This window comes from Streptomyces gottesmaniae (genome assembly GCF_031845845.1).
Classification (GTDB): domain Bacteria; phylum Actinomycetota; class Actinomycetes; order Streptomycetales; family Streptomycetaceae; genus Streptomyces; species Streptomyces akebiae.
The window spans coordinates 36963-56909 of sequence record NZ_JAVRFJ010000039.1; the positions used below are offsets into that span (position 1 = coordinate 36963).

Here is a 19947-nt window from a genome sequence, read left to right on the forward strand (position 1 = left end):
GTGATGATTATGCAGTTTCCTAAAAGGTTTAGGCAAGTGGCGGTGGCACCTAGGTACGCGTGTCGCCTGTGCCCTCTTGTTGCCCGGGAGTCGAACATGTAGACCACCTGTGGTCACCCGCACCGGCACGTCGTAGGAACCGCTCCAGAAGGACCCCCACTCCAGGAGGTAGCGTGCGTCCGCCGAGACCCGGCCCGAGATCCGCACTGTTCAGCGTCGCCGCCGTCACCGTCACCGCAGGGTCGTTGCTGATCGCCCCGCACCCCGCGGGCGCCGACCCCAAGCCGCCGGTCCGCGAGGGCTCGGCCCTGTCGCCGGGCGCCGCCCAGGCCCCGGCGAGCGTCACCCGTCGAGCCCTGACCGCATCGGTCGCAAACCTCGCCGACACGGCCGGTTCCAGCCGCGGTTACCCCCGCGAGCAGGTCCTCTCCGCCGACCCGGAGAACCCCGCCGACAAGTCCCTCAAGCTGGGCCTCACCCCGTACCACGCCATCGCCCCGAAGCTGAACGCCCTTCAGCGGCTCGGTGACCGGGTGAGTGTGGAGATCGCCGGCCGGTCGGCCGGCGGCCACCGGCTCTACCTCGTCACCGTGACCGCCCCGGAGACCGCACGACAGGCCCGCGAGCAGGCGCGGATGCGTGAACTCATCGAGTCCGCGCCCCGGTCGGCCGCCAGGAGCCCGGAGATCCGGAAGTCGTACAAGGCGCCCGTCTTCTTCAACAACAACATCCACGGCAACGAGTGGGAGGGCACCGACGCGTCCCTCGAACTCATCGAGCGGCTGGCGACGGCGACCGACGCCGGGACGAAGGACCTCCTCTCCCGCTCCCGGCTGTACTTCAACATCACCGCCAACCCGGACGGCCGGATCGCGGGCACCCGCGCCAACGCGGCCGGGTTCGACATGAACCGGGACTTCGTCACCGCCTCCCAGCCCGAGGTGCGGACGATGCGGCGGATCGGGATCGACAAGCAGCCCGTCGTCATGCTCGACCTGCACGGGTACGTCAACGGCACCCTCATCGAGCCGACCACTCCCCCGCACGGCGAGAACTACGAGTACGACCTCTTCCTGAAGAACACCTACGCGAACGCGCTCCGCATGGAGTCCGCCGTCAACGGCCTCGGCTACACGCCCGGGAAGGACGGTGTCGACCCGGCCCAGATCCCGTTCCGCGACTCGGAGGAGGGATGGGACGACTGGCCGCCGATCTTCACCCCGCAGTACGCGGCCTTCCACGGCACGGTCGCCGCGCACACCGTGGAGATCCCGCTGCAGGTGAACAACGCGGCGTACGAGTCACTGCCGGTCGAGGAACTGCGCCGCCGGTCCGCGATCAACGTCGACGTGGCGGGCGCGGCCCTGCGCGCGACCCTCGACTTCGTACGGGAGAAGCGGACCTCGCTGATCGCCGACCAGATCGAGGTCTTCCGGCGCGGGGCCGCGGGCGCCGCCCAGGTCCCGGTCTCCGAGGCGACCGTCCCCGGTGTGCCCGGTATCGGCCCCGAGGACGTCTACACGACCGACATCCCGCGCGCCTACGTCATCCCGGCGGGCGGCGGGCAGCGCTCCGCCACGGCCGCCGCGCGGCTCGTCGACCACCTGCTCGCCAACGACGTACGCGTGACGCGCGCGACCCGTGCCTTCCGGCTCGACGGCCGGCCGTACGCGAAGGGGTCGTACCTCGTCGACCTGCGTCAGCCCAAGCGCGGCATGGCCAATGTGCTGCTCGCCGACGGGCGGGACATCAGTGACAAGGTGTCGGCGATGTACGACATCTCCGGCTGGAGCCTGGGGCGGCTGTGGGGCGCGACCGTCGTTCGGGCGGACAGCGGTCGTCCGTCCGCCGTGCCCGCCCGGCCGGTGACGTCCGCCGCCCGCGTCGGACACGTCGCCCCGCGCGGCGACCTGCGGCTGCGGCTCGACTCCCCGCAGGAGGTCGCCACCCTCAACTCCCTCCTGAAGGACGGGGTCGCGGTTCGCCAGGCGGCTGACGGCAGCGCGCTCGTCCCGTCCTCGGCGCGGCGGAAGGCCGAGGTGCTCGCCCGCTCCTACGACGTGGTCTTCGAGGCGGCCAAGGGCCTGAAGGGCACACCCCTGCGCCCGGTGCGCGTCGCCGCGGCCGTCACGGCGGGTGAGTTGTTCGCGCTGCGCGAGATGAACTTCGACGTGGTGCCGGTGTCGACGGCGGCGCTCAACGCGGGCTTCGACTGGTCGCGGGCCGATGTGCTGTTCGTGTCGTCCGGGCTGTCGTACGGCGCTCTGAACCCGTCCGCCCGTACGGCTCTCGCCGGGTTCCTCTCCGGGCACGGACTCGTCGGCCGGGGCACGGCCGGCGCGGCGCTCGCCTCGGCCACCGGGCGGCTGAAGGCCACGGCGGTCCAGGGCAACGGGGACGCCAACGGCGTGGTGCGCGTGGTGAGTTCAGGTGGCGCGGTGACCGGCGGCGCGCCGGGTCACAGCTTCGTCTACGCGCCCGTATGGTTCACCGAGCTGGGCGACGGCGTGACCGTCGAGCAGTCGTACGGCATCGGCAACCCGCTGGTCTCCGGGCACTGGCGGCCGTCGGAGGACGGCTCCGGCGGGCCGGCGGAAGCGGCGGGCCGGCCGTCCGTGGTCAGCGGCCCGAACGCGGTCCTCTTCGGCACCGAGCCCCTCTTCCGGGACCATCCGAAGGGGCAATTCCCTCAGGTGGGGCGGGCTTTGCTGACCGTGTTGCAATAGCTGGGACCGAGGAGGAGGAGGAGCGCGCATGACCCAGGGGACCCGGACGGCCGGCGTCCATGGCACGGTCGCCGACGGCTTCGAGGCGGTGCGCGAGGCGTTCGCCGCGTTCGTGGACGGTGAACGGGCGGACTACGAGGGGCAGTTTACCGCGTATGTGCACGGGCGACGGGTCGTCGACCTGTGGGCGGGCCCCGAGGAGGAGGCGGCGACGGGCGGCGACACCCTGCACGGCGTGTTCTCGTCCACCAAGGGCGCGGCCCATCTCGTCGTCGCGCTCCTCGTCCAGGACGGTGTTCTGGAGCTGGACCGTGAAGTGGCCCACTACTGGCCGGAGTTCGCGGCCGAGAGCAAGGGGGCGGTGACCCTGCGGGAGCTGATCTCGCACCGGGCGGGGCTCGTCGGCACCGATGCCGGGTTCACCCTGGAGGAACTGGCGGACGACCGTGTCATCGCCGAACGCCTCGCCGTGCAGCGCCCGTACTGGCGTCCCGGCGCCGCCTTCGGCTACCACGCGCTGGTCATCGGGGCGCTCACCGGCGAAGTCGTACGGCGGGCGACGGGGCGCACGCTCCAGGAGGTGTACGAGGAGCGGGTCCGCGCCCCGTACGGGCTCGATTTCTTCCTGGGGCTGCCGGCCGAGCACGAGCCCCGCTTCCGGACCGTCCTGCCCATGACGCCGACGCCCGCGCAGCAGGCCGAGCTGGACGCCGTGCCGAGCGGCCCGCACACGTTGGCGTCGATCGCGTTCAACAACCAGGTGCCGGAGCCGGGCGAGCTGACGGACTTCCCCAACGCGCGGATCGTGCGCGCGAGCGGGCAGTCGTCGGCGGGCGGTGTCGGCTCGGCGCGGGGACTGGCCGGGATGTACGCGGCGGCCATCAGCACGGTGGACGGCCGGCCGCCGCTGCTGAAGCCCGACACCGTCGCCGAGATCGGCCAGGTGCACTCCCTCGGCCACGACCTCGTCTCGCGCACCCCGAAGGCGTTCGGCCTCGGCTTCCAGGCCACCGCCGAGCTCGTCCACCCCTTCCTCGGTGTCGGCACCTTCGGCCACAGCGGCGCGGCAGGCTCCCAGGCCTTCGCCGACCCGCGCAGCGGCCTCGCCTACGGCTACACCCGCCGCCGCGCGGCCTTCCCGGGCGGGGCGGCCCCGGAGAACGCCGGGTTGGTACGGGCGGTGCACACGGCGGCGCTGGCGTCGGCACGCTGAGGTCGCACACGACGGAGTCCGCACCCCACGTCCAGGGGTGCGGACTCCGCGCTGTGCAACGAACGTGAGCGGTCGACCGTCACGGGGTGTGGCTCAGAGCTTGACGATCATCTTGCCCGTGTTGTCGCCGCGCAGGACGCCGAGGAAGGCCTCCAGGTTGTTCTCGATGCCCTCCACGACGGTCTCGCGGTACTTGAGTTCGCCCGAGGCGACCCAGGGGCCGACCTCCTGGACGAACTGCGGCTGGAGGTCGTAGTGGTCGCCGACGAGGACGCCCTCGACGCGCAGGCGGTTCTGCAGGACCTTGACCATGTTGCGCGGGCCGGGGGTCGGCTCCGTCGCGTTGTACTGGGAGATCATGCCGCAGATGACGGCCCGTCCCCGTAGGTTGAGCGCGCCGATCGCGGCCTCCAGGTGCTCACCGCCGACGTTGTCGAAGTAGACGTCGATGCCGTCGGGGGCGGCCTCCTTGAGCTGCTCCCACACGGGGCCGTTCTTGTAGTTGAAGGCGGCGTCGAAGCCGTACTCCTCGACGAGCAGCTTGACCTTGTCGTCGGAGCCGGCCGAACCGATGACGCGCGAGGCGCCCTTGAGCTTGGCGATCTGGCCGACCTGGCTGCCGACGGCACCGGCGGCGCCGGAGACGAACACGGCGTCGCCCTCCTTGAAGGCGCCGACCCGCAGCAGGCCCGCGTAGGCGGTGAGGCCGGTCATCCCGAGGACGCCGAGGTAGGTGGAGAGCGGCGCGGCGTCCGGGTCGACCTTCACGGCCTGCTTGGCGTCGATGGTGGCGTACTCGCGCCAGCCGCCGAAGTGCAGCACGTGGTCGCCGACGGCGATGCCCTCGGCCGCCGAGGCGACGACCTCGCCGACGGCACCGCCCTGCATGACCTTGCCCAGCTCGTAGGGGGCGACGTAGGACTTCGCGTCGCTCATGCGGCCACGCATGTACGGATCCACGGAGAGGTACGCGTTCCGTACGAGGACCTCACCCGCGCCGGGCTGCCGGATCTCCGCCTCGACCAGGGCGAAGTCCTCGTCCTTGGGCCAGCCGACGGGACGGCTCAGCAGGTGCCATTCGCGGCTGGTGGCGGGGAGGGCGGGGGTGTCGGACATCGGGGGGCCTTTCTGCGGGGTGCGGGGCATGTGGTGGTGCGTACATACCATGCGGTTAATTCAGTGCCTGAAACAACCATGCTCTTGAATATTTCAGGTTGTCAAGTAAAGGGGTATTCTCGAAGCCATGCCCACGCAGAAGACGACCCCCCGCATCGACCCGCTGACCATGGAGGTCGTCGAACTCATCGGCACGGTGGTGGCCCGCTACCACGAGGAGTACGAGGACGCCGCCGCCGAACACAGCCTCACGGGCGCCCAGGCCCGCCTCCTCGGCCTCCTTTCCCTGGAGCCGCTCCCCATGCGTCGCCTCGCCCAGAAACTCCGCTGCGAGCCGTCGAACGTGACCGGCATCGTGGACCGCCTGGAGGCACGGGGCCTGGTGGAGCGCCGCCCCGACCCGAACGACCGCCGCGTGAAACTGGCGGCCGCCACCGCCGAGGGCCGCCGGGTGGCCGGCAGCCTCCGGAACTCCCTGGATTTCGCCCGCGAGCCGCTGGCGGGCCTGAGCACCACCGAGCGGGAGTCCCTGCGGGATCTGTTGCGGCGGATGCTGGGGGCGCAGGCGTAGGCGCGGGCGAGGTGCGCGGGCCCGGAGCGGGCGCGGCGCGCGGGCGTAGGTGCACCTGCCGACCGTCCGTCCTACGCTGAACAGGGGAGTCCTTGCTGGAGGTCAGCATGACCAACGGGGAAGCCTTAGACGGCGCGGACGGCACGAAACGGCCCCGAGGCGGCGTCGTCGCCGTCGTTCTCCTGTGGATCGCCTCACACCTGCGCAGGCGCGCCCCGACGCCCGCCCCGGAGACGCCTTCTCCCGCCGACGGGCCGGCCCGTCAGGGGCACGCGGCCCAACTTCCCCGCCCTCCCGAGGAGATGTTCAGGGGGCACAGAACAGCCTGGCGTGAGCGGGCCGTCGCCCGCATCCTCTTCCTGGAACAGCAGGCGGCCTGTGAGAGATGTCGAGCGGTCGAGGACCCGGCCGAGCGGTGTCAGCGGGAAGAGACCCTGGCAGGCATCGCGCGGCACCTGGAGGAGGCGCGCCACGCGGTCTCCGCTCGGCGCCGTCTCTTCACGGGAGCCGCCGCCCTGGAGAGAACCTGGGCCAATGTGCGCGCGGCCGACGTGATGCTGCTCGCGTTGTGTTCGGATCAGGACCTGGTCGGCCGCAGCGCCGACGTGCTGAGCCACGTCGAGCAGCATCTCCGCCCGAACGACACGCTGCGGGTGAAGGTGGCCGCGGCCGCGGGACGCGTGGAGGCGGCGGAGCGGCTGCCGGGCGACCGTGAACTGCTCGTCTCCGGCCTGAGCGCCTCCTACGAGGCACTGGACGGCGAATTCAGCAGGGTGCGCAGCCTCAGCATCATCCTGCGGATCGCGACCTTCTTCGTTCTGCTCGGCGCGGGCGGGCTCGCGGTCTGGGGATGGGCATGCCCCGACTCCCTGAACATGTGCTTCCTGCCCGAGAAGAGCGAGTACGCCGCCTGCCCGTCGGGGGAGATCGAACGTAACGACGCGGAACTGGCGCCCAGCGACTACGCCCAGCGGGTCGACGTCCTCGTCGTGGAGGCCGCGGGGCTCGCCGGCGCGGCGCTCACGGTCATCGCCTCGCTGCGCCGCATCCAGGGGACGAGTTCGCCGTACATGCTGCCCCTCGCGGCGGCCCTGTTGAAGTTCCCCACGGGGGCCCTGACCGCGTTCGTCGGAGTGCTGCTCATCCGGGGGGCGTTCATCCCCGGTCTGAGCTACCTGGACTCCAGTCCGCAGATCGTGGCCTGGGCCGTCATCTTCGGCGCCGCACAGCATCTCGTGACCCGCTTCGTCGACGCGCGAGCGCGCGAGACGCTGTCGGACGTGGGAAGGCCGCCGACCGATCCGCCCGAACGACGCGCCGCCGACGGAGGGCAGAGCCTTGGCTGAGCCGGTTGAGCTGACGATCGCGCTGGAGGAGGGCTTCGAGGGCCAGCACGTCGTGGTCGTGGTGGACGGGGACGTCGTCCTGGACGATCCCGAGGTCCGCACACGGCGGCAGATCGGCCTCGCCCGCTCCGTCCCCGTCCGGCTGCCGGAGGGGGAGCACGCGATCGGCGTGCTGGTCGACGGCGTCGAGCGGCTGAACATCCGGGTCGACTCGGGTGCCGTCCGGTGGGCCGGGATCAGCCGCGACGCCGACGGCAGCCTCGACGTCGTGACCGGCAGCGGGCTACGCGGCTACGCGTGAAGTCCGGTGAGGGCCGGAAGAGACCGGTGAAGGCCCGTGAAGGCCCGTGAAGGTCCGTGAAGGCCGGGTCCGGTTGCGGCTCTCCCCCGCCGGGCTTTGACTGGCCAGTGGGAACAAACCCGCCTGTCGGGTGAATAACTCCCCTTTCGTGCGCCGTCCGACGTCGCGTTCCCGAACGACGCCCCCGCGGCCGCCTCCGACGGCCGCGGCTCACAGGCCGACGTCGCCCGGGCTCACGTCTCTCCGGTCCAGAACGGTCCGGGCTCCCGGCCGTTCACCGTTCACCGTTCACCTTCATCCGCGCGTGCTCGGCACGGGCGGAAGCGGGAGGCAGCATGACCACTCAGGAATCCAGCCAGCGCAGTGAGTTCGACCAGCTCGTCAGCGCGGTGATGGGCACGATCACCCGCCGTCTGGGCGGCGAGAGGCAGACGGGGCCCGAGGCGGCCGCGGAGGGCGAGGCCATCGCGCCGACCGGGCGCAGCGGCGTGTACCTGCGCCTCGATCTCCCCGTGCCGCCCGGCGGCGTCGCGGGGGCCGCCGAGGCCCCTCCCGCCGCCGACGCGGGGCCGGTCGCGACGGCGGCGGTCGGCTTCCCTTGGACGTCCGGCGCGTCGTCGGGCAACGGCGAACCGGCCACCCTGCAGCAGATGGTGTCCGGTCAGACCCCGGCCCAGGCCGCCGAGGTCTCGGCACCCGAGAGCGCCGTCGTGTCGTTCGAGGAACTGCGTGTGGACGTGGACGGCCCGGCTCCCACCATGACGGTCTCCGGCACGGTCTGGCGGCTCACCAGCGGCCGGCTCACCTGGCTCGCCAAGGTCCGCAAGGAACCGAACGGCACCTACGCCGGGCCGATCAAGTACCGCGACGGCAACACGGCCCTGCGGCCCGGCACGGCGATCCGCGTCCAGCTCACCGGCACTCCGCCCCTGCAACCCATGGGCGCGCTCGTCACCTTCGTACGGCCGGACGCCCCGGACGAGGTGGTGCGCTACGCGCAGGTCACGCCGCACTTCCGCGAGGTGGAGATCGAGTACGACCGGGTCTCCGACGCCGAACAGACCGTCGAGTACGCGTTGCACGACCATCCCCTGCGGCCGCCCGACCTCCCGAACACCACCCTCACCGTGGAGGAGGCATTCAGCCGGCAGGGCATCCATGTCACCCGTACCCGGGGCAGCAACGTGATCCCACTCTCCGCCTCGGTGAACGGCAGGTGGTCCGACATCGAGATGCACGACGCCATGCAGCAGCACTGGTCCGCCTGGAAGCCCGGACCCTCGGGACAGGGCCTCGCCCAGTGGCAGGTGTGGACGCTGTTCGCCGGTCAGCACGACGAGGGGCCCGGTCTGGGCGGCATCATGTTCGACTATCTCGGCTCCGCCCAGCGGCAGGGCTGCGCGGTGTTCTCGAAGTCGTTCATCTCCGAACGGCCGCCGAACGACCCCGACCCCGAGGCGTTCGTGCGCCGGATGCGCTTCTGGACGGCGGTCCACGAGATCGGTCACTGCTTCAACCTCGCGCACTCGTGGCGGAAGTCGCAGGGCACTCCCTGGATTCCGCTGCCGGACGAGCCCCGCGCCTTCAGTTACATGAACTACCCGCACCGCTTCGACGGTGGCGAGCAGGCGTTCTTCGCCGGCTTCCGGTACTTCTTCTCCGAGGAGGAGCTCCGCTTCCTGCGGCACGCTCCGGAGCGGTTCGTGCAGCAGGGCAACATCCCCTGGTTCGACCACCACGGCTTCGAGCAGGCCCGACGCACCGCCGGCACGGGGCCCTTGCAGCTCACCCTGCGCTTCAACCGCGACACCGACCGGCAGCAGGCCTACCGCTTCGCCATGCTGGAGCCGGTGTTCGGGGAGCTGAAGCTCACCAACACCTCCAGCGTCCCCACCATGGTGAACCGCGCGACGCTACGCAGCGACGAACTCAGCATCCTCGTCCAGCGGGAGGGCACGACCGAGGCGCGGATGGTGCAGCCGTACCTGCGCTACTGCCTGCGCCCGGAACCCGTCCTGCTGCAACCGGGCGAATCCCTGTACGAGCAGGTCGTACTCTCCTCGGGCCTCGGCGGCTGGCAGATCTCCGAGCCGGGTGCCTACCGGGTGTACGCGGCGCTGCGGTCCGCCCGCGACGGGGCCTCGGCCGCCACCGACCCCTCCGGCGGTCAGATCCTGGCGGACCCGATCACCGTCCGGGTGGAACGCCCCGCCAGCCGGGATCAGGAGCGCCTCGCGGACGACGTGTTCACCGACACCGTGGGACGCGTCCTCGCGCTGGGCGGCAGCCGGGTCATGGACGACGCCAACGACGTGCTGCGCGAGGTGACCGAGCGGATCCCCGACACGGCCGTCGCCAGGCACTCGGCCGCGTGTCTGGCCACCGCGGCCTCCGTCCCCGGCAAGGTCCTCGCGACCAAGGACGGCGCGGTGAGCGTCGAGGCCGCCGGAACCGACGCCGAGGCGGGCGGGCAACTCGCCGAACAGGCCTACGGCGACCTCGGGGCCGCGGCGAACACCTTCGGGCACATCCGTCTGACGAACGACGTGACCCGTTGCGCGGTCGGCATGGACGAACTGGGCCGACGCGACTCGGCGACCCACCTGTTGGACGGACTCGTCCACACCCTGGAGGAACGTCAGGTGAAGCCCGAGGTGGTGCGGAAGGTGCAGTGGGAGAGGCAGCAGATCGCGGAGGGCCACGCCGACCGGTGACTCCGGATCCCCTTCCACCGACGGTCCCTGACGATGCGTCAGGGACCGTCGCCCGTCAGCCGTCCTTCTCCGGGTGCGCGGGCGTGCCCGCCCTCAGGCGCACCACCACAGGAACCTCTCGCACGTCTCCGAGGGCGACGGCTCGGGGTCCGGGTCGTCGGGGGTCGGGTCGGCGGTGGGCTCCTGCGTCGGGTCGGGGCCGGACGTGGCGGCCGGGCCGGAGGGGGACGCACCGGGGCGGGAGCCGCCGGTCGCGGACTGGTCGTCGCGCTCCTTCTCCTGCTCGGCCTCGGCCGCGTCCTCGTCCTCGTCCTTGTCGTCCTTCTCCGATTCGGAGGCGGACGGCGAGGCCGACTTGGAGGGCGAGGCGGACGGGGAGGTGTCCTCGCCGGAGCCCTCACCCGTGTCCTCCCGCTCGACCGAACCCCCATCGGGGGAGGCCGAGGCACCCCCCGCGGGCTCGTCGTCGGCCGCGTTGGTGGCCGGACCCGAGCCGGGGGACTCCATGCCCAGCTCCGTCAGGCTCAGCGCGCCGACGGCCAGCAGCAGTCCGGAGCCGATCAGCAGGACGCGCTTGCGTCGCCGCCGGTGGGCGGCCGCCTTGCGGTCGCGGCGGTTGGAGCGGGTCCCCGCCGCTCGCTCCCGGCCGGCCCGGCGGCGCGAGGCGCGGGGGCCGGGCTCGTCCTCGGGCACCGAGGAGGTCTGCTCCGCTTCCTCGGGGTGCGCGTCGGCGTCGTCCGCGTGCGCGCGTAGCTCTTCGACGGGGGTGCCGCAGCCCGGGCAGGCGAGGGCGCCGTTGAGGTGCCGTCGGCACGGGTGGCAGTAGTCCATGACGCGGGAAGACTAGATTCCGCACAGGGAGCGTTCCTAGAGGCTCCTGTGAAGGTTGTGTGCGGAACTGGGCTTTCCGGTTTGCCCGGTTGAGGTCAAGCCCGACCATTCGCCGCGATGTCGGCGAACGCCGCGCGGTCCGCCGCACGGGATGTGCGACGGACCGCGGGGGCCGACGTGCCGGGAGCTCCTCGGCTCAGGTCTGCTTACGGGCCGTCATGGCCCGCTGGATCAGGATGAACGCGCAGAGCAGCACACCGGTGGCGATCTTCGTCCACCAGGAGCTGAGGGTGCCCTCGAACTGGATGATGCTCTTGATCAGGCCCAGCACGAGGACGCCGAAGAGGGTGCCGATGACATAGCCGGAGCCGCCGGTCAGCAGGGTGCCGCCGATGACCACCGCGGCGATGGCGTCGAGTTCCATGCCGACGGCGTGCAGGGGGTCACCGGACTGGATGTACAGCATGAACAGCAGGCCGGCCAGCGCCGAGCAGAAGCCGCTCACCGTGTACACGGCGATCTTGGTGCCGCCCAGCGGAAGCCCCATCAGCAGCGCCGACTGCTCGTTGCCGCCGATGGCGTACACGCGGCGTCCGAAGCGCGTGTAGTGCAGGACGTAGAAGGCGGCGGCGAGGACGGCCAGGGCCACGAGGGCGCCGATCGACAAGTCCCCCAGCCCCAGGGGCACCCGTGTCTGGGCCAGCGTGCTCACCGTGGAGTCGCTGATGGAGATGGACTCCTTGCTGATGACCAGGCACAGGCCCCGGAAGAGGAAGAGGCCTGCGAGGGTCACGATGAACGGCTGGATCTCGAAGTTGTGGATCACATAGCCCATGAGGAAGCCGCCGAACGCGCCCACGCCGAGGGCGAGGGGGACGACCACGATCAGGGGCAGGCCCTGACGCTCCACCAGCCAGGCGGTGAACATCGTGGTGAAGCCGATCAGCGAGCCCACGGACAGGTCGATGCCGCCGGACATGATGACGAAGGTGGCGCCCACGGCGGCGACCAGGAGGTAGCCGTTGTCGATGAACAGGTTGAGGAACACCTGCGAATCGGCGAACCCGTAGTTCTGGTACCGGCTGAGGCCGGTGAAGTACATCGCGAGGAACAGGGCGGCCGTGACCAGGACCGGCAGCCGCCGGTCACCGAGCAGCCGGGTGATCGCGGACGCCTGGGGCGCCGTACGGCCTTCCGGGGCCGTACGGGTCTTGGTGGTCGCGCTCATCGCGACACCTCCATCTTCGGGGCGGCGTCGGCCGGGGTGGCGGGCTGCGCCGGGGCGGCGGGCTTTCCGCGCCCCTTGGCGCCGAAGACCTTGGCCCGGAACTTCGGGGACTGCAGCAGGCAGACGACGATGACGACGGCGGCCTTGAAGACCAGGTTGGTCTGGGTCGGCACGCCGATGGTGTAGATCGTGGTGGTCAGGGTCTGGATCACGAGGGCGCCGATCACCGTGCCGCCGATCGAGAACCGGCCGCCGAGCAGCGAGGTGCCGCCGATGACCACGGCGAGGATCGCGTCCAGCTCGATCCACAGGCCGGCGTTGTTGCCGTCCGCGGCCGAGGTGTTGGAGCTGATCATCAGGCCCGCGATGCCCGCGCACAGGGCGCAGAACATATAGACCATGATCTTGATGCGCCGCGACCTGATGCCCACCAGGCGGCTGGCCTCGGCGTTGCCGCCGACGGACTCGACGAGCAGACCGAGCGCGGTCTTGCGGGTCAGCGCCACGGTGACGGCGACGACCGCGGCCACCACGAAGATGGAGAAGGGCAGGGTCAGCCAGTAGCCGCCGCCGATCAGCTTGTACGGCTCGCTGTTGATGGTGATGATCTGGCCGTCGGTGATCAGCTGGGCGACACCGCGTCCGGCGACCATGATGATCAGGGTCGCGATGATCGGCTGGATGCCCATCCGGGCGACCAGGAAGCCGTTCCACAGGCCGCACAGGACCGCGGCCACCAGCCCGATCCCCATGGCCAGGAACACCGCGGACAGGGCGTTCTGGTCGGCCTGGTCGCTGATGTACGAACAGGTCAGGGCGCCGGTGATGGCGACGACCGCGCCGACGGAGAGGTCGATCCCGCCGGTGGCGATGACCAGGGTCATGCCGACCGCGACCAGGATCAGCGGCGAGCCGAACAGCACGATCGAGACGAGGCTGCCGTAGAGGTGGCCGTCCGTCATCTTGATCGCGAAGAAGTCGGGGGTGAAGGGGACGTTGATGAGCAGCAGGGCCACCAGGACCGCGACCGGCCAGAACAGGTGGTGGTGCGTCAGCGCTCGCCAACGGGAGGCGGTGGCTGCGGATGGGGTGCTCACTGGTGTTCTCCGCTCGCGATGGTCTCCAGGATCTTGCTGGTGGTGATCTCCGGTCCGTTGGTCAGCCGGGCCACCAGCTTGCGGTCGCGCAGGACGCCGATGGTGTGGCTGAGGCGGAGGATCTCCTCCAGTTCGGCCGCGATGTAGAGGACGGACATGCCGTCCTCGGAGAGGGAGACGACCAGTTTCTGGATCTCCGCCTTCGCGCCGATGTCGATGCCGCGGGTGGGCTCGTCCAGGATCAGCAGCTTCGGCTGGGTGATCAGCCAGCGGGCGAGCAGCACCTTCTGCTGGTTGCCGCCGCTGAGCTGGCCGACCCGGGCCTCCGGGTTGGCGGGGCGGATGTCCAGCGCCTTGATGTACTTGGCGACCAGTTCGTCGCGCTGGCCGGCCGGGATGGGCCGGGTCCAGCCGCGGGACGCCTGGAGGGCCAGGATGATGTTCTCCCGGACCGTCAGATCGGGGACCAGGCCCTCGGTCTTGCGGTTCTCCGAGCAGAACGCGACCCCGGCGGCGATGGCGTCGTTCGGGGCGCTCATCGAGACCTGCTTGCCGCCCACGGTGACCTTGCCGCTGTCGGGCTGGTCGGCGCCGAAGAGCAGCCGGGCGAGTTCGGTGCGGCCCGAGCCGAGCAGACCGGCGAGGCCGACGACCTCACCCTTCTTGATCTCCAGGTCGAAGGGCGCGATGCCGCCGGTGCGGCCCAGGCCCTCGGCCTCGACCAGGGTCTCGCCGACGTCGGAGCGCAGCTGGTGCTCGTGGAGCTCCTCCAGCTGGTCCAGGGCCTTGCCGATCATCAGCTCGATCAGCCCGACCTGGTCGAGATCACGGACCATGTGCTCGCCGACCAGGGTGCCGTTGCGCAGCACCGTCATCCGGTCGCAGATCTCGTAGATCTGGTCCAGGAAGTGCGAGACGAAGAGGATGGCCACGCCCTCGTCCCTGAGCCGCCGCATCAGGCGGAACAGTTCGAGGACCTCGTCGCGGTCGAGGCTGGAGGTCGGCTCGTCCAGGACGAGCACCTTGGTGCCGGAGCCCTGGCCGTCGCTGTCGCCGTGGCCCACCGACCGTACGATCGCGACCAGTTGCTGCACGGCCAGCGGGTACGAGGACAGCGGCGCCGTCACGTCGATGTCGAGGCCGAGGCGGTCGACCATGTCCGCGGCGTCCTTGCGCAGCTGCTTCCACTGGATGCGGCCCGCTCGGGTGGGTTCACGTCCGATGAAGATGTTCTCCGCCACCGAGAGGTTGGGGCAGAGGTTGACCTCCTGGTAGACCGTGCTGATGCCGGCCTGCTGGGCCTCCAGCGGGCTGCCGATCCGCACGGACTCGCCGTCGAGGGTGATGGTGCCGCCGTCCAGGGAGTGGACCCCCGTCAGCACCTTGATGAGGGTGGACTTCCCGGCACCGTTCTCGCCCATCAGGGCGTGGATCTCGCCGGGGAAAAGCCGGAAGTCGACGCCCGACAGAGCCCGTACCCCCGGAAACTCCTTGACTATGCCCGTCATCTCCAGGACGGGCCGCGGCTCTGCCATGAGCAGCGCTCCTCTTGACATGGGTTCAGGCCCGCGGGGAGCCCCCGGGACCGGGTCGTGCCCGGTCCCCTGGAGGCTCCCTGCCGGTGGGGCGGGTGGGTCAGTACTTACGGGTGGGGAGCGCGTCCTTGGCCTGGTCCTGCATGAAGTCGCTCTCCTCGGTCTTGATCCAGCGCTCGACCTTCTCGCCGTCGTGGACCTTCTGCACGACCTCCATCAGCTGGGGGCCGAGCAGCGGGTTGCACTCGACGATCGCGTTGATCTTGCCTTCGGACATCGCGATGAAGCCGTCCTTCACGCCGTCGACCGTGACGATGAGGATGTCCTTGCCGGGCTTCTTGCCGGCCGCCTCGATGGCCTGGATGGCGCCGAGACCCATGTCGTCGTTGTGCGCGTAGAGGACGTTGATGTCCGGGTTGGACTGCAGGAAGGCCGCCATGACCTGCTTGCCGCCGGCGCGGGTGAAGTCACCGGTCTGGCTGACGACGATCTCCCAGTCGTCCTTGTGCTCGGCGTCCATGATCTCCTTGAAGCCCTTGGCGCGCTCGATCGCAGGGGCGGCACCGGTGGTGCCCTCCAGCTGGGCGATCTTCACCTTGCCCTTGTGGCCGGCCTTCTCCAGGACCTTCTCCAGGATCTTGGCGGCGCGGCGGCCCTCGTCGGTGAAGTCGGAACCGACCAGGGTCACGAACAGGGACTCGTCGCTCTCGACGGAGCGGTCCGTCAGGACGACGGGGATCTTCGCGGCCTGGGCCTCCTTGAGGATGGCGTCCCAGCCGGTGACGACGACCGGCGAGAAGGCGATGACGTCCACCTTCTGCGCGATGTAGCTGCGGATCGCGGAGATCTGGTTCTCCTGCTTCTGCTGCGCGTCGGAGAACTTGAGGTTGTAGCCCGCCTCCTTGGCCGCGGACTTCACGGAGTCGGTGTTGGCGCTGCGCCAGCCGCTCTCGGAGCCGACCTGGGAGAAGCCGAGGGTGATCTTCTTGCTGCCGCCGGAACCGGAGTCGCCGCCGGAGCCCTCGTCCTCCTTGGCACAGGCAGCCAGGGTGCCCGCCGCCGCCACGCCGATCGCCGCGGTCAGGAAGTTCCGTCTGTTGAGCATGTTTCTTCTCCTTTGAAGAGCCGGTCCGGGGACGGACCGTTGGTACTCATGGGGACCGGCCGCACTGCGTCCAACCTGTCGATCATTGTTCGAAATGTCGGCCATACTGAGGGATGAATGACGTTCAGTTGTTCGGCCGCGTCAGCCCGGAGAGGTCCCCGGCAGGGGGACGTACGGGAAAGTGCTGGCGCGGACGACGAGTTGGGGTTCGATGGCGACCCGGGAGTCGGAGGGGGTCCGGCCCTCGATCAGGTCGAGCAGCAGGGCGATGCTCCGCTGGCCCACCGTAGCGAAGTCCTGCCGGACGGTGGTCAGCGGCGGGGCGAAGAACTCCGACTCCGGGATGTCGTCGAAGCCGACCACCGCCACGTCCTGAGGGGTCCGTACGCCCGCCTCGCGCAGGGCTCGCAACACCCCCAGCGCCATCTGGTCGTTGGCGACGAAGACGGCGGTGAGACCACGGCCCACCCAGCCGGCCAGTTCCTGGCCCGCCCGGTAGCCCGAGAGCGGACTCCAGTCCCCCCGCAGCGGCTGCGGCGGTTCGACGCCCGCCTCCTCGAGGGTGGCACGCCAGCCGGCGGTCCGGTCGGCGGCCTCCTGCCAGTACTCGGGTCCGGCGAGATGCCAGACCTTGCGATGGCCGGCGGCGAGCAGATGGCCGGTGGCCAGCCGCGCGCCGAGGTGCTGATCCACGTTGACGCTCGGGATCTCCGCGCCGGAGCCGGTACCCACGGCCACCACCGGGAAGGGGTGCCGGAGTTCGGTGAGGGCGGCGACCGCCGACCGCTGCGGGGCGAGGGCGATCACCCCCTCCACCCCACCCTCGCTGAGTCGCTCCAGGGCCTCGGACAGCGCCTGGACGGTCAGTTCGCGCAGACTGACCGTCGAGACGAGGTATCCCTCGGCCCGCGCGGCCTCCTCCAGCGCGAACAGCGTGCTGGCCGGGCCGTAGAGCGTGGTGTTGGAGGCGACCACGCCCAGGGTCTGGGTGCGCCTGGTCGCCAGGGCCCGTGCGGAGAAGTTGCGGCGGTAGCCCATCTCCTCGATCGCGCGGAGCACCTTGGCCCGGGTCTCGTCCCGCACGTTGGGGTGATCCCCCAGCACACGGGACACGGTCTGGTGGGACACCCCGGCCTGGCGGGCGACGTCGGCCATGGTGGGCGGCCGCAGCTGCGAGTGTGTCACGGCCGCACCTCCTTGGCGGTCGTCTGCCGATAAGACCTGTGGTGCGGGAGCACGCTCCCGCGCCGCCGGTTTCATACCGGAAGTCCGGAAAGCCCCAGGACATCCGGGGGGAAGGCGGGTTGGCGCAGTGCGGACACGACGCTCGTACCTCCTTGGATGCCGTCGGGCGATGAGCGGTGCGTTGCGGAGGTCATTGTGAGCGCTAACAATTCCCGGCGGTCAAGAGGGCTGCAGCAGGGAAGGCGGTCACGTTTGAGTAACGCGGCGGGCCGTGCGGGTCACGACGGCGGCGATCGGACCCGCTCACCGGCCGGACAGCGGGCGTTTGGCCCGATCACGTCGACACGAGCCGCCCCGCGGCCGGATGCCGGATCCCCGTCGGTCACGATCCGCCTGGCAGAGGCCGTGTTCCGGCGTGCCGGCCGATGGACGACGCCCGGACGCGGCGCTCCCGTCGAGGCCGGAAATCGCCGCACCGCACCCAACTCACCACGGACGCAACGGACATCACGACCCTCACCATGGACCCTTTGGACGTCCGCACCCCCGTCAAGGACACCGCTCACATCCGCGCGCCGCGCGCCGCGTCCACCCGCCCACGGATCGCCCCGTACCGTTCCCGGGGCGTGGGTCGCGCGGGTCACCCCGAACCGTTGTGTGTTCGACCCATTGACACTCCGACCGGGTCGTCCTTACTGTCGCGACCAGCATTTCGAACGAGCGACGAAATTTCGAACAACCTACGGACTACAGAGGGCAGGGAGTACCGTGCGCATCACGGGAATCAGCACGCACGTTGTCGGGACGCCGTGGCGGAACCTGACCTACGTCCTCGTGCACACCGACGAGGGTCTCACCGGCGTCGGCGAGACCCGCATGCTGGGCCACACCGACGCGCTGCTCGGCTATCTGCACGAGGCGAAGACCAACCACATTCTCGGCTCCGACCCGTTCGCTGTCGAGGATCTGGTCAAGCGCATGAAGTACGGCGACTACGGGCGCGCCGGCGAGATCGTGATGTCCGGCATCGCCGTCATCGAGATGGCCTGCTGGGACATCAAGGGCAAGGCCCTCGGCGTGCCGGTCTGGCAGCTGCTGGGCGGCAAGGTCACCGACAAGGTCAAGGCGTACGCCAACGGCTGGTACACCACCGAGCGCACGCCCGAGGCGTACCACAAGGCGGCGCAGGGCGTGATGGAGCGCGGCTACAAGGCGCTCAAGATCGACCCCTTCGGAACCGGCCACTTCGAGCTGGACCACGAGCAGAGCCTGTACGCCGTCTCGCTGATCGAGGCCGTGCGCGACGCCATCGGGCCGGACGCCGAGCTGATGCTGGAGATGCACGGCCGGTTCTCGCCCTCGACCGCCGTGCGGCTCGCCAAGGACCTGGCGCCCTTCAAGCCCGCGTGGCTGGAGGAGCCGTGCCCGCCGGAGAACCTGAAGGCGCTGGAGAAGGTAGCCGCCAAGGTCGACATCCCGGTGGCCACGGGTGAGCGGATCCACGACCGGATCGAGTTCCGGGAGCTCTTCGAGAGCCAGGCCGTGGACATCATCCAGCCGGACGTCGGTCACATCGGCGGCATCTGGGAGACCCGCAAGCTGGCCGCGACCGCCGAGACCCACTACATGCTGGTCGCGCCGCACAACGTGGGCGGCCCGGTGCTGACGGCGGCCTCGCTCCAGGTGGGCTTCACCGCCCCGAACTTCAAGATCCTCGAACACTTCAACGACTTCGCGGACGCGGAGATCAAGAAGGTCGTCTCGGGCGCCCCGGAGGTCGTGGACGGTTACTTCCACCTCTCCGACAAGCCCGGCCTCGGGGTCGAGCTGGACGTGGACGCGGCGGCGGAGTTCCCGCAGCAGCAGGCCCGCTTCGACCTGTGGGCCGAGGGCTGGGAGCAGCGCAAGCCCAAGGGGAACAAGTGACCGCCTCCCCCGACGCGGCCACCGCCGTCGTCATCGAGGCACCGGGCGAGCACCGGCTCGTCCCGCACGAGGCCCGGCCGCCGGAGGCCGGCGAGGCCCTGGTCCGGGTGCACGCCTCCGGGATCTGCGGCAGCGACCGCGAGGTCTTCCAGGGGAACCGGCCGGAGGGGTACGTCCGCTACCCGCTCACCCCGGGTCACGAGTGGTCCGGCACGGTCGTCGAGGTCGGCGCCGGCGTTCCTTCAACTCTTGTAGGACGCAAGGTAGTTGGCGAGGGCTTCCGGAACTGCCAGGTGTGCGACCGCTGCCACGCGGGCGAGACCACCCTGTGCTCGGCCGGGTACGAGGAGACCGGGTTCACCCAGCCCGGCGCGATGGCCACCACCCTCACCCTGCCCGCCCGTCTGCTGCACGTCCTGCCGGACGACGCGGATCTGACGGCGGCGGCGCTGCTGGAGCCGGCCGCGTGCATCGCGGCCGCCGCGCTCAAGGCGAACGCCGTCCCGGGCGAGCGGGTCGCCGTCGTGGGGACCGGGACGCTCGGGATGTTCGCCGTTCAGTTCTTGAAGGCGGCCTCCCCCGCCGAGCTGCTCGTCGTGGGCACCCGTCCGGACCGTGCGGAGCTGTCGAAGCGCTTCGGCGCCACGGACTTCCGGACCAAGGACCAGGAGTTGCCGGGCGACTTCGACGTGGTCATCGAGACCGCCGGGTCGGCGGACGCGGCGCGCACGGCGGCCGCCCTGCTGCGGCGCGGCGGCCGGCTGGTCCTGACGGGCATCCCGGCGCCGGGCGCGGACGGGCTGGACCCGACGGATCTCGTCGTCCGGCAGCTGGAGGTGCACACGGTGTTCGGCGCGGCGCCGGACGCGTGGGCGCACACGGTGCGGGTCTTCGGAGCCGGACTGCTGGACCCGCTGCCGCTCGTCACGCACGAGCTGCCGCTGGCGGAGTTCCCGCAGGCCATCGAGCTGGTGGGGTCCGGCGACCCGACGGTCGGAAAGGTCCTGCTGCGGCCATGACACACCCCTGAGCCGTACGCCGGTACGGGGTACC

At 70.7% G+C, this 19947-nt stretch carries 15 protein-coding genes; 8 read left to right on the forward strand and 7 right to left on the reverse strand.

Annotated elements, in window-relative coordinates:
- The first annotated feature begins 173 nt into the window (after positions 1 to 173).
- The gene (locus RM704_RS34510; RefSeq protein ID WP_078937108.1) at positions 174 to 2726 is read left to right on the forward strand and encodes a M14 family zinc carboxypeptidase; all 2553 of its coding nucleotides are present in this window, start codon (positions 174 to 176) and stop codon (positions 2724 to 2726) included.
- A gap of 28 nt (positions 2727 to 2754) precedes the next feature.
- On the forward strand, positions 2755 to 3939 hold the full coding sequence (locus RM704_RS34515) for an EstA family serine hydrolase (RefSeq protein WP_033527260.1): 1185 nt from the start codon (positions 2755 to 2757) through the stop codon (positions 3937 to 3939).
- A 93-nt stretch (positions 3940 to 4032) separates the two neighbouring features.
- On the opposite strand, the gene RM704_RS34520 is transcribed toward RM704_RS34515, so the two are convergent.
- Entirely contained in the window at positions 4033 to 5055 is a 1023-nt protein-coding gene (locus RM704_RS34520) for an NADP-dependent oxidoreductase (protein ID WP_033527259.1), read from the reverse strand.
- A gap of 127 nt (positions 5056 to 5182) precedes the next feature.
- Here RM704_RS34520 and RM704_RS34525 point away from each other — a divergent pair, with 127 nt between their 5' ends.
- The 4 genes from RM704_RS34525 to RM704_RS34540 all read left to right on the forward strand — a co-directional run bounded on the left by RM704_RS34525 (position 5183) and on the right by RM704_RS34540 (position 9987).
- On the forward strand, positions 5183 to 5626 hold the full coding sequence (locus RM704_RS34525) for a MarR family winged helix-turn-helix transcriptional regulator (RefSeq protein WP_033527258.1): 444 nt from the start codon (positions 5183 to 5185) through the stop codon (positions 5624 to 5626).
- A gap of 107 nt (positions 5627 to 5733) precedes the next feature.
- On the forward strand, positions 5734 to 6972 hold the full coding sequence (locus RM704_RS34530; RefSeq protein WP_311591921.1) for a hypothetical protein: 1239 nt from the start codon (positions 5734 to 5736) through the stop codon (positions 6970 to 6972).
- Complete coding sequence (locus RM704_RS34535; protein ID WP_033527257.1) at positions 6965 to 7273, forward strand: hypothetical protein; 309 nt, start codon at positions 6965 to 6967, stop codon at positions 7271 to 7273. The genes RM704_RS34530 and RM704_RS34535 overlap by 8 nt, the downstream gene beginning before the upstream one ends.
- Positions 7274 to 7608: 335 nt before the next feature.
- Entirely contained in the window at positions 7609 to 9987 is a 2379-nt protein-coding gene (locus RM704_RS34540) for a zinc metalloprotease (RefSeq protein ID WP_052146015.1), read from the forward strand.
- A 93-nt stretch (positions 9988 to 10080) separates the two neighbouring features.
- Here RM704_RS34540 and RM704_RS34545 read toward each other — a convergent pair whose 3' ends face one another.
- The 6 genes from RM704_RS34545 to RM704_RS34570 all read right to left on the reverse strand — a co-directional run bounded on the left by RM704_RS34545 (position 10081) and on the right by RM704_RS34570 (position 16968).
- Positions 10081 to 10818 carry an SCO2400 family protein gene (locus tag RM704_RS34545; RefSeq protein WP_033527256.1) on the reverse strand — a complete coding sequence of 246 codons (738 nt, stop codon included), beginning with the start codon at positions 10816 to 10818 and terminating at the stop codon, positions 10081 to 10083.
- Positions 10819 to 11014: 196 nt separating this feature from the next.
- Complete coding sequence (gene yjfF / locus RM704_RS34550) at positions 11015 to 12046, reverse strand: galactofuranose ABC transporter, permease protein YjfF (RefSeq protein WP_033527255.1); 1032 nt, start codon at positions 12044 to 12046, stop codon at positions 11015 to 11017.
- On the reverse strand, positions 12043 to 13143 hold the full coding sequence (locus tag RM704_RS34555) for an ABC transporter permease (protein ID WP_033527254.1): 1101 nt from the start codon (positions 13141 to 13143) through the stop codon (positions 12043 to 12045). Before RM704_RS34555 ends, yjfF begins: the two co-directional genes overlap by 4 nt.
- Complete coding sequence (locus tag RM704_RS34560; protein ID WP_033527253.1) at positions 13140 to 14678, reverse strand: sugar ABC transporter ATP-binding protein; 1539 nt, start codon at positions 14676 to 14678, stop codon at positions 13140 to 13142. Before RM704_RS34560 ends, RM704_RS34555 begins: the two co-directional genes overlap by 4 nt.
- Before the next feature lie 100 nt (positions 14679 to 14778).
- Complete coding sequence (locus RM704_RS34565; protein ID WP_033527252.1) at positions 14779 to 15783, reverse strand: ABC transporter substrate-binding protein; 1005 nt, start codon at positions 15781 to 15783, stop codon at positions 14779 to 14781.
- Between the two features lie 141 nt (positions 15784 to 15924).
- The gene (locus RM704_RS34570; RefSeq protein WP_033527251.1) at positions 15925 to 16968 is read right to left on the reverse strand and encodes a LacI family DNA-binding transcriptional regulator; all 1044 of its coding nucleotides are present in this window, start codon (positions 16966 to 16968) and stop codon (positions 15925 to 15927) included.
- Between the two features lie 768 nt (positions 16969 to 17736).
- Between RM704_RS34570 and RM704_RS34575 the strand changes: the two genes are divergently transcribed.
- Entirely contained in the window at positions 17737 to 18894 is a 1158-nt protein-coding gene (locus tag RM704_RS34575) for a mandelate racemase/muconate lactonizing enzyme family protein (RefSeq protein ID WP_033527250.1), read from the forward strand.
- Positions 18891 to 19913, forward strand: a complete 1023-nt coding sequence (locus RM704_RS34580) for a zinc-dependent alcohol dehydrogenase (protein ID WP_033527249.1) — start codon at positions 18891 to 18893, stop codon at positions 19911 to 19913. Before RM704_RS34575 ends, RM704_RS34580 begins: the two co-directional genes overlap by 4 nt.
- Positions 19914 to 19947: the final 34 nt, after the last annotated feature.